This window comes from Phyllobacterium trifolii, assembly GCF_014192095.1.
Taxonomy (GTDB): Bacteria; Pseudomonadota; Alphaproteobacteria; order Rhizobiales; family Rhizobiaceae; genus Phyllobacterium; species Phyllobacterium trifolii.
The window spans coordinates 285,512-297,618 of record NZ_JACHXN010000005.1; the positions used below are offsets into that span (position 1 = coordinate 285,512).

A 12,107-nucleotide genomic window follows, 5' to 3' on the forward strand; every position below is an offset into this window, starting at 1 on the left:
TTACGACCTAACGAGCGCCGAAAATCGCCGAGCCGACGCGCACCGACGTTGCGCCGAAACCTATGGCGATCCGGTAATCGCCCGACATGCCCATGGAAAGCTTCTCCACGCCGGCTTCGTCAGCAATTTTGCGCAAAAGGGCAAAATGTGGCCCAGGATTTTCATCGGCTGGCGGGATGCACATAAGGCCCTCGATCATGAGGCCATGCACGTTGCGGCAACGGGTTATGAAGGCCAATGCTTCCGTAGGTTCGATGCCCGCTTTTTGGGGTTCCGAGCCGGTATTGACTTGAACGAAGAGCTTCGGAAAGCGGTTTTGCTTCTTCATCTCCAAGGCGAGAGTTGAGGCAATCTTCTCGCGATCGACAGTTTCGATCACATCAAAAAGAGCGACAGCTTCCTGCGTTTTGTTGGACTGTAGCGGGCCGATCAGGTGCAATTCGATATCCGGAAAATCGGTACGCAGGTACGGCCACTTCGCCAAAGCTTCCTGTACGCGATTTTCACCGAAAACGCGCTGCCCGGCTTCGATAACCGGGCGAATCGCGTCGGCATCAAAAGTCTTGGAAACCGCTACCAATGTTACCGAGCCCTCTGAGCGGTTGGCCTCGACCTCGGCCTTGCGGATTTCGCTCTGAACGGCAAAAAGTTGTTCAACGGCATTGGGCATGGCGCGGTTGAGTCCTATTTATGATACACGAGCCCGGTTTTCGCGGGTTCCTTCAGCTTCAAATGGTTGACGGTCCCGCCATTCCATGGTGAAGGTCCCCGCAACTATTATCCTTTGCAAGAGAATCCCGTTCATGGCAACCGAACGATACAATCCCCGTGTAGCCGAAAAGCATTGGCAGAAGGTTTGGGACGACGCCAAACTTTTCGAAACGCCGAATGACGATCCGCGTGACCCGTACTACGTGCTCGAGATGTTCCCCTACCCTTCGGGCCGCATCCATATGGGACATGTGCGCAATTATGCGATGGGCGATGTCGTTGCACGCTACAAGCGCGCCAAGGGATTTAATGTACTGCACCCGATGGGCTGGGATGCATTCGGCATGCCGGCGGAAAACGCTGCGATGCAGAACAAGGTTCACCCGAAGACCTGGACTTATCAAAACATCGAAACCATGCGCAGCCAGCTGAAGTCCATGGGGCTGTCCCTCGACTGGTCGCGCGAGTTCGCAACCTGCGATGTCGAATATTATCATCGCCAGCAGATGCTGTTCCTCGACTTCGTCGAAAAGGGGCTGGTGACGCGCAAATCCTCCAAGGTCAACTGGGATCCGGAGGACATGACGGTTCTTGCCAATGAACAGGTGATCGATGGCCGCGGCTGGCGCTCCGGCGCGCTGGTCGAACAGCGTGAGCTAACGCAATGGTTCTTCAAGATCACCGATTTCAATGAGGAATTGCTGAGCGCGCTGGACGATCTCGACCAATGGCCTGACAAGGTGCGGCTGATGCAGCGCAACTGGATCGGCAAGTCCGAAGGCATGCTGATCCGCTGGGCGCTGGATGATAAGTCTCACGCCGGAGGAGAAAGCGAGATCGAGGTTTATACGACACGTCCCGATACGCTGTTCGGTGCGTCGTTTATAGCGATCGCGGCAGACCATCCGTTGGCGAAGAAGGCCGCGGAAACCAATCCGGCCCTGGCGGAGTTCAACGACGAATGCCGCCGTGCGGGCACGTCCGTTGTTGCGCTGGAGACGGCGGAGAAGAAGGGCTTTGACACCGGCCTGCGCGTGGCGCATCCGTTCGATCCGAACTGGAAGCTGCCGGTTTATGTCGCAAATTTCGTGCTAATGGACTACGGCACGGGCGCGATCTTCGGCTGCCCATCCGGCGATCAGCGCGATTTGGACTTTGCCAACAAATATGGCTTGCCCGTAGTCCCTGTGGTCATGCCGAAGGACGCGGATGCGGCAACGTTCCAGATCACTGAAACGGCCTATGTCGATGACGGGGTGATGATCAATTCGCAATTCCTTGACGGACTGACGCCTGCTGCGGCCTTCGATGATGTGGCGAACCGGCTGGAAAAGCAGACGATTGGCAACCAGCCGCAAGGTGAGCGGAAGGTCAACTTCCGTCTGCGCGACTGGGGCATTTCGCGCCAACGCTACTGGGGTTGTCCGATCCCGATGATCCATTGTGACGATTGCGGTGTCGTTCCTGTGCCGAAGGCCGATCTGCCAGTCAAGCTGCCGGACGATGTCGAGTTCGACCGTCCGGGCAATCCACTTGACCGTCATCCGACCTGGCGACATGTGAACTGTCCGCAGTGCGGCAAGGCTGCGCGCCGTGAAACCGACACGATGGACACTTTCGTCGATTCGTCCTGGTACTTTGCGCGATTCACGGCGCCTTGGGAGAACGAACCCACAGATCCGAAGATCGCCAATCACTGGCTGCCGGTCGATCAATATATCGGTGGCATCGAGCATGCGATCCTGCATTTGCTGTACTCGCGGTTTTTCACGCGGGCAATGAAGGTCGCGGGCCATCTGGACATCAGCGAGCCGTTCAAGGGCCTGTTCACGCAAGGCATGGTCGTGCACGAGACCTACAAGGGCAAGGATGGCTGGGTTATGCCAGCGGAGGTCAAGGTCGAAGAGAGTGACGGCAAGCGCCGCGCGATCCTGATCGAGACCGGAGAAGAGATCGAGATCGGCTCTATCGAGAAGATGTCGAAGTCCAAAAAGAACGTGGTCGATCCGGACGATATTATCGCTTCGTATGGTGCCGATACCGCGCGCTGGTTCATGCTGTCGGATTCGCCGCCTGAGCGCGATGTAATCTGGACGGAGGCGGGCGCGGAAGGTGCGCACCGCTTCGTGCAGCGCGTGTGGCGATTAATCTCGGAGGTAGCGGGAGTATTGCAGGCCGTCGAGCCTGCATCCGCTCTCGAAGGTGAAGCACTGCAAATTTCCAAGGCTGCACACCGGACAGTCAAGCTGGTCGGCGAGGATATCGAAAAGCTCGCTTTCAACAAAGCGGTCGCCCGGCTGTACGAACTGGTGAATGTGCTTTCAGGACCTCTGCAGAAAATCGCCGCCGGGGAAGCTGACATGGCGATGATCGCCGCGAGCCGCGAAGCGACCAATATGCTGTTGGCGATGGTCGGACCGATGATGCCGCATCTGGCTGAAGAGTGCTGGAAAGTGCTGAATGGCAAGGATCTTATAGCACATCAGCCATGGCCAACCTATGATGAGGCGCTCATCGTCGAGAACGATGTGACATTGCCGGTGCAGATCAACGGCAAGAAGCGTGGTGATTTGACAATTGCCCGAGATGCAGATCAATTGGCGGTCGAAAAAGCCGCCCTCGCGCTTGATTTCGTCAGGGCCGCGTTGAATGGTAATCCGCCAAAGAAAGTCATTATTGTACCGCAGAGGATCATCAATGTCGTTGCCTGATCGTTTTCAACCGGGATCGCGTGCCGGGCGTCTGTTGTTATCGGTCTGCGTTCTTGGAATGGCCCTCATTGCCGGAGGATGCCAAGTGAGGCCGCTGTATTCGACTCCGAGCCCTACGGTGACTGGAAGCGTTAACGACAATATACGCTCGAAGCTTGCCAGCATCTCGATCAACCAGCCCGGCGACCGCGTGACCCAAGAAGTGCGCAACAATCTGATTTTCCTGTTCGGGGGTGGAGCGGGAGAACCCACCAGCCCGGTCTACTCGCTTCAGCTTGGCATCTCGTCGAGGGATCTGTCTTTGCTACTCGTGCAGAACGCCACCAATGACAAATCCGGCCAGCCAACAGCTGGTTCAATGCGCATGACGGGCAACTACACCTTGACGCGCCTGTCCGACGGAAAGGTTGTCGGGAACGGAACACGCATAGTCACCGCGGATTATGATGCGCCTAGACAGCGCTATGCCGTGCTTCGAGCCCAGCGCGACGCGAACATTCGCGCTGCACGAGAGGTTGCCGAAGCAATCAATCTCAGCATCGCGCAGGATCTCTCAAAGCTCTGAGTTCGTGAATTTGGACGGGGCTGCAGTCGATGCGTCTGACCTCGCTTTCAGCTACCGGTTACCGATCGTTGCGTTCGATACGGCTCGATATCGGTCCGCTCTCACTGTTTGTCGGCGAGAACGGCGTCGGCAAATCCAATCTCTATCGGGCAATGCAACTGGTCAAGGCTTCGGCTGAAGGGACGCTTTCTTACGAGATTGCGCGCGAAGGTGGCATGCAGTCGGCCCTGTGGACCGGCAAGCGCCGATCCGGTCCGGTACGCATGGTTTTCAATGCCGAATTTGATGACCATGACAGCGCAATCCGATCCGGTTATTCTGTCGAAACCGGACTGGCGCCAAGTTACCAGGTGGAGGTCGGGCTGAGACCGCCGGCCGCCGCGGGTTTTGCCTTCGAACCGCAGATTAAAGAAGAAACGCTGAGCATCGACAGTGGCCGCAGACCTGTCGAGATGATGGGCCGCAAGGGACCGGCGGTGTTTGCAAGGGATGATTCCGGCAGGCGCGTCGAGCATCCAGTCAAGCTTCTCGATTCCGAAACAGGGTTGGCGATTCTCGGTAGTTCGGGGCGGTACCCCGAGATCGGCGATCTGCGTGCCACGCTGTTTGGTTGGCGTTTTTATCACGGCTTTCGCACCGACCGCGATTCGCCTGTTCGACGGCCGACATTGGCAATCACTGCACCGATGCTGGACGAAGACGGGGGCAATCTTGCTGCTGTCTTTGCGACGCTGGTGCATATTCGCGAGGACACAGTTGATCTCGATCGCTGCATCGCCGAAGCACTAGGGGGTGCCACCCTCGATGTGCCGGTTCCGGGAGAGACTGCAACTTTCGGTCTGCGCCTTCCCGAATTTCCACAGCGCCTGTTCCGTCCGGAAGAACTGTCGGATGGCCAGATAAGGTTTCTTGCGCTCGCGGGTGCGCTTCTTTCTTATCGGCTGCCGCGGCTGATTGCGCTGAATGAGCCGGAGACCAGCCTGCATCCGTCGATGCTGCCGGCTCTTGCCGACATGATCAGCCAGGCTGCGGAGCGCACGCAGTTGTGGATCGTCACGCATTCGCGTGCGCTGGCGGATGAGATTACCGCCCGGACCGGCGTGCGTGCCATGACCGTAGTCCGCCAGGACGGCGCAACCTCCATCGAGGGATTGAGACTAGACGGCCGTTTCGGTGATGACGAGTAGTGAGGCGTCGCATCGGATGCAATCTCTGGCTCCTCACTATTCGAGCTGAGGGAAAACTAATCCTTTTGCACCAGATTCTACAGAATTTCTTTTCTCTATTAGATTGGTCGAGTTAACTAGCATTGGACCAATTCCCGGTCGGGCGGGAAGGCTTCGTCAACAAAGCCCGCATCCGCAGAGGGATCAATGTCCAGATTGACACGCAGAGCATTTGGCGCGGCCCTTTTGGCTGCGGCTGTATTTGCCACCACATTCGCACAGGCCGCTGAGCCTCTAAAAGAGCTGAAAATCGGGTATCAGAAAACAGGTCTGCCTGTGATCGCCCGCCAGCAGCAGGTGATCGAAAAAGCACTTGAACCGAAGGGTATTGCGGTTAAATGGGTCGAGTTCACCGCAGGTCCGCCACTCGTTGAAGCGCTGAATGTCGGCAGCATAGATGTTGGCTGGGTCGGTGATGCGCCGCCGATTTTCGGACAATCCGCGGGTTCCGCGATTGCCTATGCCGCAGCTCTTGCGCCCAATGGCAAGGGCGAGGCCATCATCGTCAAGCCCGGCTCGTCCATCCAGTCGCTTGCCGACCTCAAGGGCAAGAAAGTAGGTGTTGGTAAAGGGACAAGCGCGCACAATCTTCTTATTGCGGCATTGGAAAAAGCCAAGTTGGGCTACGATGAAATTACACCGGTTTACCTGAGCCCGGCCGATGCCGCTGCTGCCTTCGCCAGCGATAAAATCGATGCCTGGGCAATCTGGGATCCATTCTTCGCTATTGCCGAGACGCGATACAATCCGCGCATTCTCGTCCGCACCAGTGACGTTCTCAACGTCAACACCTACCTCATTGCCAATCGCGATTTTGCCAAGGCACATCCGGAAGTCGTGACGGAGACAATCGGTGCGCTGAAGGTCGCTGCGGATTGGGCCAACGCCAACAAGGACAAGGTGGCCGAAGCGTTGCATGAAGTGACCGGCGTGCCTCTCGACGCGCAGACCCTCGCGGCGAACCGTTCCGTTTTCAGCGTCGAACCGATTACACCGGCAATAATCGCGCATCAGCAGGAAACGGCAGATCGCTTTTTCAAGCTGAAGCTCATTCCCAATGCCATCAAGATTTCCGATGCCGTTTGGGCGGCCCCAACCAACTGACTATGGATCGGAGACGCGATATGACGCAGCCAGTAAACAACACCCCGCTTGATTTCTTCTGGTTCATCCCGACGCACGGCGATGGCAGCTATCTTGGTTCGGAACGACAGCAGCGGCCGCCGGAGCATGATTACCTCCGCGAGATCGCGCAGGCGGTGGATCGGCTGGGTTTCCCGGGTGTGTTACTTCCAACGGGACAAAGCTGCGAAGATTCCTGGATCACCGCAGCGGGGCTCGCCGCACATACGGAGCGGTTGAAGTTTTTGGTGGCACTGCGCCCGGGTGTGACGTCGCCGGTTTTCGCTGCGCGGCAGACGGCAGCACTTGACCGCCTGAGCAACGGGCGCCTGCTGCTGAACGTGGTCGTTGGCGGCAATCCCAAGGAACTTGCAGGCGACGGCGTCTTCCTGCCTCATGACCAGCGCTATGAACAGGCTGCGGAATTCCTGAAGATCTGGCGCGATCTTGTCTCCGGCAAAACGGTCGACTTTGACGGCAAACATTATCGGGTAGAAGGGGGCAGGCTTGACCTCCTGCCGGTACAGGAACGCGCGCCGCTCTATTTCGGTGGTTCATCCGATGCGGGACAAGACCTTGCGGCGGAACAGGTCGACATGTACCTGACGTGGGGCGAGCCGGTGGCGCAGGTAGCCGAAAAGATCGAGCGTGCCCGCGCAAAGGCGGCTCAAAAAGGCCGTAAGCTGCGCTTTGGCATTCGCCTGCATTTCATCGTTCGCGAAACTGAAGATGAAGCCTGGGCGGCGGCCGACCGGCTGATCAGCAGGATCACTGATGAACAGATCGAAGTCGCACAGGCGCGTTTCCTCAAGGAAATGGATTCTGTCGGACAGCGCCGGATGGCGGAACTGCATGGCGGGCGCCGCGACAAGCTTGTTGTCGGTCCCAACCTTTGGGCGGGCGTTGGCCTCGTACGTGGCGGTGCAGGCACCGCACTTGTCGGATCGCCGCAAAGCATCGCAACGCGGATTCGCGAATATCAGGCGGTTGGCATCGATACCGTGATCGGTTCGGGCTATCCACATCTGGAAGAAGCCTACCGTGTTGCGGAACTTCTGTTTCCGGAACTTGGTCTTGGCGGAAATGCGCGTGCCCCGCGCCGGTCAATCGAGAACGAGTTTGGCGTTGGCTTTTATGGCGACAAACGCTTGCAGGCCTCTTCGTGAGCCGGGCGCTCCGTTCTATCGGGCGCAGTGCGCTGGGCTGGCTTTTGCCAGCCTTGCTGCTGGCCGGATGGGAAGGCGCGTCGCGAGCGGGGCTTATACCGGCCAACGTCTTGCCAGCACCGTCCGCTGTCGGAGAGGCGTTCTGGAAATTGCTTCTGTCGGGTGAACTCATCGAGAATATCCGCATTTCGACATTACGCGCCCTCAGCGGCTTTCTTGTCGGCGGTAGCATCGGTTTCGCGCTTGGCCTTGCCAATGGACTATCGGCGCTCAGCCGCGAACTGACCGACACAACGCTGCAGATGATCCGTAACATTCCACATCTGGCGCTGATCCCGCTGGTAATCCTGTGGTTCGGGATAGACGAGGAAGCGAAACTGTTTCTCGTTGCGCTCGGCGTGTTCTTTCCAATCTACGTCAATACACTGCTTGGCATTCAGGGTGTCGATCCGCAGCTGGTCGAGATGGGCCGCATCTATGGCATGTCACGCACACAGCTGTTCGTGCGTGTGATCCTGCCGGGGGCGCTGCCCTCGATCTTTGTCGGGTTGCGCTATGCGCTGGGTATCATGTGGCTGACATTGATCGTCGCCGAAACGATTTCCGCGTCCTCGGGTCTTGGTTACATGGCGATGCAGGCGCGCGAATTTCTGCTGATCGACGTCGTTGTTCTATCGATTTTGATCTATGCGCTCCTTGGCAAGCTGGCGGATTCGCTGGCGCGGTTTCTCGAGCGGATATCACTGCAATGGCACCCTGCCTTCCAGACTGTTTGAGGAACCAAGATGACCGCAGCGACCGTAACAGCCCGCAAATCCTACTCCACGACGACGCCAGCCTATACGCCGGCACCGCAAGGCAAGGTCTCGTTCTCGTTTCGTAATGTTGCCAAGCAGTTTGGCGGCAAGGCTGTGCTGCAAGGCATCAACCTTGATGTCTACGAGGGACAATTCGTTGCGGTTATCGGCAAGAGCGGCTGCGGCAAGAGCACCTTGTTGCGATTGCTCGCCGGGCTCGACAAGCCGACATCGGGCGAGATCGTTGCAGGCGTCCTGGAGGATGAGCAGAAACGTACCCGCATCATGTTTCAGGAGCCGCGACTCTTGCCTTGGGCGCGGGTCGCCGCCAATGTCGGTGTAGGGCTGACGGGTATCGAAAAGGGCGAGGCTGCGCGCAAGAAAAGCCTGGAAATTCTGGCCGAAGTCGGTTTGGCCGATCGTGGCGGCGACTGGCCGTCCGTCCTTTCAGGCGGGCAGCGGCAGCGCGTTGCTCTTGCGCGGGCGCTGGTCGGGCACCCATCCATATTGGCACTCGACGAACCGCTGGGCGCATTGGATGCGCTGACGCGGATCGAGATGCAACAATTGCTGGAACGAATCTGGCTGGCGAAGAAATTCACCGCAGTGCTGGTGACGCATGATGTAGCCGAGGCCGTTTCGCTTGCCGACCGGGTCATCGTCATCGATAGCGGACGCATCGCGCTCGACCTGGCGATCCCGGTAGAACGCCCACGCCGTCATGCTTCGCCCGAACTGGCGTTTTTTGAACGGCAGATATTGGATCAGTTGTATAATCGATAAGAAAACACCCGCGGACGATGTCAGCGGGTGTTGAATTCAGATAGTAATACTCAGATCAGGCGATCTTCTGGCCGGTCTTTGCCCAGTCAGCGAGGAAAGTCTCGAGACCCTTGTCGGTCAGCGGATGCTTGACGAGCGCCTTCAGCGTTGCTGGCGGTGCGGTTACGACGTCCGCGCCGATGAGTGCGGCTTCCTTGACATGGTTGACGGTACGGATCGAGGCCGCAAGAATTTCCGTCGGATAGTCGTAGTTGTCGTAGATCGTGCGAATTTCGGAAATCAGCTCAAGGCCATTGATGCCGATGTCGTCGATACGGCCAATGAAAGGCGAGATGAATGTTGCGCCGGCTTTCGCGGCCAGCAGCGCCTGATTGGCGGAGAAGCAAAGTGTGACATTGACGAGGTGTCCATCGGAGCGAAGCGCCTTGCAGGCCCTGAGGCCGTCGAGAGTAAGCGGTACCTTGATGCAGATATTGTCGGCGATCTTGGCAAGCACCGCCGCCTCTTTCATCATCTGCTCATATTCGACCGCTGTCACTTCGGCCGAAACAGGTCCCTTGACGATGCTGCAGATTTCCTTGGTGACCTCGAAGATGCTGCCGCCGGATTTGAGAATCAACGAAGGGTTGGTTGTCACGCCATCGAGTAATCCAAGATCGTTGAGTTCACGGATTTCCTTTACATCGGCGGTATCGGCAAAGAATTTCATCGGAGCAGTCCTTCCTGATATGACAAAGCGTCCAGTGACCTGGCCTATTATCGGAGATGGGCTATATCCCATCGAAAGTGGCTTTTCTTTATCGCAAAGCCGCGTCAAGGTCACGCCCATATGAGCCAGGATTCGTTCATCCCGCAAAAAATAGTTCCCGTGCTTGTGCCGATGCCGGCCGAGCGGCCCTATAGCTATGCCGTGCCGGACGGCATGGCGGTGCAGGCCGGTTCAATCGTTCGTGTGCCACTGGGGCCGCGCGAGGTTGCGGGCATTGTGACGGAAGGCTCGACAGACTCGATTGATGCCAGAAAGCTGCGGCCGATTTCAGAACTCTTCGACTGTCCTCCGGTCGATGATGGCATGATGCGGTTCATGCGCTGGGCTGCTGATTATACGATATCGCCGCCTGGTATGGTGGCGCGGATGGTGCTGCGGGTGCCTGCGGCTTTCGATCCGGAGCCGCCTGTCCCAGGTCTGCGGTTCTCCGGCCGCGAGCCTGACAGGATGACGGGCGCGCGCGCCCGCGTATTGGAACTTGCGGAAGACGGAATGGCGTGGACCCGAACCGGACTTGCTCATGCCGCTGGCGTGTCAGCAACTGTTATTGATGGTCTCGCCGCTCAGGGTGTGTTCGAACAGGTGATGATCCCGGCGCGGCCAATCGTAGCTGCTCCCGATCCGGATTATGCGAAAGCAGCCTTGTCTCCCGATCAGACGCAAGCTGCAGATCAACTGGTCGAAGCGGTATCGACGAATGGCTTTTCGGTGTCCTTGCTCGATGGCGTCACAGGCTCGGGCAAGACCGAGGTCTATTTCGAGGCGGTGGCCAAGGCTATCGAAAAAGGCAAACAGGTGTTGATCCTGCTACCGGAGATTGCGCTGACCCAGCAATTTCTCGATCGGTTCCACGACCGTTTCGGTTCGAAACCTGCGGAGTGGCATTCCGACCTCGCACCGAGATCGCGCGAGCGGGTCTGGCGACAAGTGATGGAGGGCCAGGTCAGAGTTGTCGCGGGCGCGCGCTCGGCATTGTTCCTGCCGTTCAAGGATCTGGGATTGATCATCGTCGATGAAGAGCATGATCCGGCCTACAAGCAGGAAGATCGTGTGTTTTACAATGCGCGCGACATGGCGGTGGTGCGCGGGCATATCGGCAATTTTCCAGTGGTCCTGGCATCGGCAACGCCATCGATCGAAAGCCAGGTGAATGCGAGCCAAGGACGTTATACACGCATTCGCCTGCCGGGCCGCTATGCGGAAGCGGCGATGCCGGACCTCAAATCGATCGACATGCGCAAATCACCGCCGCGACCGGGTGGTTTTCTTTCACCGGCACTGGTCGAGGCGATCAACCAGACCTTGCAACGCAAGGAGCAATCGCTGCTGTTCCTCAATCGCCGTGGCTATGCGCCCTTAACTTTATGCCGGGTATGCGGCCATCGGTTTCAGTGCCCGGACTGTTCAAGCTGGCTTGTGGAGCATCGCTTCCGCGGTCAGCTCGTCTGTCATCAATGCGGGCACCGCGAGGCCAGGCCTGAGGCTTGTCCGTCCTGCGGCACGCTTGACCATCTGGTCGCTTGCGGCCCGGGTGTCGAGCGTATCGCCGAGGAAGCGGAGAAGACATTCCCCGATGCGCGCATTATCGTCCTGTCATCCGATCTCATGGGTGTGAAGCGTCTGCGGCTTGAACTCGATGCAATCGCGCGCGGAGAGGCGGATATCATCATCGGCACGCAACTCGTCGCCAAGGGGCATAATTTTCCAAACATGACTCTCGTCGGGGTTGTCGATGCGGATCTCGGGCTTGCCAATGGCGATCCGCGCGCGGCCGAGCGCACGTTTCAGTTGCTCAACCAGGTAACGGGGCGCGCCGGACGCACCGGCAAAAAGAGCCTTGGACTGTTGCAGACCTATCAACCGGACCATCCTGTCATGCGCGCGATCGTTTCCGGTGACGCACAAGCCTTTTATGAGCGCGAGATAGAGGAGCGAGAACGCTCCGGGCTTCCGCCATTCGGCCGCCTGGCAGCATTGATTATCTCGGCAGCAACACGGCCAGAGGCGGAAAATCATGCCCGGGCTTTGCGGCGTGCCGCGCCCGCCTCGCCGCAGATCAGCGTGCTGGGTCCGGCGGAGGCGCCACTCGCGCTTGTTCGGGGGCGTCACCGCTTCCGGCTCCTGATCCACGGTACCCGCAAAGCGGATATTCAGGGCTTTATCCGCGCCATGCTGGCGGCAGGACCAAAAGAACGGGGATCGGTGCGCGTGCAGGTTGATATTGATCCGCAAAGCTTTTTATAAAACTCGTCACGGG

10 protein-coding genes are annotated in these 12,107 nt (G+C 58.2%); 8 read left to right on the forward strand and 2 right to left on the reverse strand.

Annotation, left to right across the window (positions count from 1 at the left end; translation table 11 throughout):
• Window positions 1-7 precede the first annotated feature (7 nt).
• A complete protein-coding gene (locus tag FHS21_RS10275; RefSeq protein ID WP_112532166.1) occupies window positions 8-670 on the reverse strand; it encodes a YggS family pyridoxal phosphate-dependent enzyme in 663 nt (220 codons plus the stop codon).
• Between the two features lie 133 nt (window positions 671-803).
• Here FHS21_RS10275 and leuS point away from each other — a divergent pair, with 133 nt between their 5' ends.
• The 7 genes from leuS (at window position 804) to FHS21_RS10310 (ending at window position 9,081) form a co-directional block, all read left to right on the forward strand.
• Complete coding sequence (gene leuS, locus FHS21_RS10280) at window positions 804-3,422, forward strand: leucine--tRNA ligase (RefSeq protein WP_183661844.1); 2,619 nt, start codon at window positions 804-806, stop codon at window positions 3,420-3,422.
• Window positions 3,423-3,540: 118 nt separating this feature from the next.
• On the forward strand, window positions 3,541-3,987 hold the full coding sequence (lptE, locus tag FHS21_RS10285; protein WP_312879859.1) for an LPS assembly lipoprotein LptE: 447 nt from the start codon (window positions 3,541-3,543) through the stop codon (window positions 3,985-3,987).
• A 29-nt stretch (window positions 3,988-4,016) separates the two neighbouring features.
• Entirely contained in the window at window positions 4,017-5,174 is a 1,158-nt protein-coding gene (locus FHS21_RS10290; RefSeq protein WP_112532169.1) for an AAA family ATPase, read from the forward strand.
• A 186-nt stretch (window positions 5,175-5,360) separates the two neighbouring features.
• Window positions 5,361-6,317: an aliphatic sulfonate ABC transporter substrate-binding protein gene (locus FHS21_RS10295; protein WP_112532170.1), complete on the forward strand. Its 957-nt coding sequence runs from the start codon at window positions 5,361-5,363 to the stop codon at window positions 6,315-6,317.
• A gap of 20 nt (window positions 6,318-6,337) precedes the next feature.
• Window positions 6,338-7,501, forward strand: coding sequence for an FMNH2-dependent alkanesulfonate monooxygenase (ssuD, locus tag FHS21_RS10300; protein ID WP_162702106.1), 1,164 nt, complete (start codon window positions 6,338-6,340; stop codon window positions 7,499-7,501).
• Window positions 7,498-8,277, forward strand: coding sequence for an ABC transporter permease subunit (locus FHS21_RS10305; RefSeq protein WP_112532172.1), 780 nt, complete (start codon window positions 7,498-7,500; stop codon window positions 8,275-8,277). The genes ssuD and FHS21_RS10305 overlap by 4 nt, the downstream gene beginning before the upstream one ends.
• A gap of 9 nt (window positions 8,278-8,286) precedes the next feature.
• A complete protein-coding gene (locus FHS21_RS10310) occupies window positions 8,287-9,081 on the forward strand; it encodes an ATP-binding cassette domain-containing protein (RefSeq protein WP_112532173.1) in 795 nt (264 codons plus the stop codon).
• Window positions 9,082-9,136: 55 nt separating this feature from the next.
• Here the strand turns inward: FHS21_RS10310 and fsa are convergent, their stop codons facing one another.
• Window positions 9,137-9,790, reverse strand: a complete 654-nt coding sequence (fsa, locus tag FHS21_RS10315) for a fructose-6-phosphate aldolase (protein WP_112532174.1) — start codon at window positions 9,788-9,790, stop codon at window positions 9,137-9,139.
• 120 nt (window positions 9,791-9,910) lie between these two features.
• On the opposite strand from fsa, the gene FHS21_RS10320 reads away from it, so the two are divergent.
• Window positions 9,911-12,094 (forward strand): primosomal protein N', encoded by a 2,184-nt coding sequence (locus FHS21_RS10320; protein WP_183661846.1) that lies wholly within the window; start codon window positions 9,911-9,913, stop codon window positions 12,092-12,094.
• The last annotated feature ends 13 nt before the right edge of the window (window positions 12,095-12,107 follow it).

Excerpts from the sequence above, each read along its gene's own strand:
- FHS21_RS10310 (WP_112532173.1), top strand. The coding sequence starts at position 8,287 with ATGACCGCAGCGACCGTAACAGCCCGCAAATCCTACTCCACGACGACG.
- ssuD (WP_162702106.1), top strand. The coding sequence starts at position 6,338 with ATGACGCAGCCAGTAAACAACACCCCGCTTGATTTCTTCTGGTTCATC.
- FHS21_RS10320 (WP_183661846.1), top strand. The coding sequence starts at position 9,911 with ATGAGCCAGGATTCGTTCATCCCGCAAAAAATAGTTCCCGTGCTTGTG.
- fsa (WP_112532174.1), bottom strand. The coding sequence starts at position 9,790 with ATGAAATTCTTTGCCGATACCGCCGATGTAAAGGAAATCCGTGAACTC.
- FHS21_RS10290 (WP_112532169.1), top strand. The coding sequence starts at position 4,017 with ATGCGTCTGACCTCGCTTTCAGCTACCGGTTACCGATCGTTGCGTTCG.
- leuS (WP_183661844.1), top strand. The coding sequence starts at position 804 with ATGGCAACCGAACGATACAATCCCCGTGTAGCCGAAAAGCATTGGCAG.
- FHS21_RS10295 (WP_112532170.1), top strand. The coding sequence starts at position 5,361 with ATGTCCAGATTGACACGCAGAGCATTTGGCGCGGCCCTTTTGGCTGCG.
- FHS21_RS10275 (WP_112532166.1), bottom strand. The coding sequence starts at position 670 with ATGCCCAATGCCGTTGAACAACTTTTTGCCGTTCAGAGCGAAATCCGC.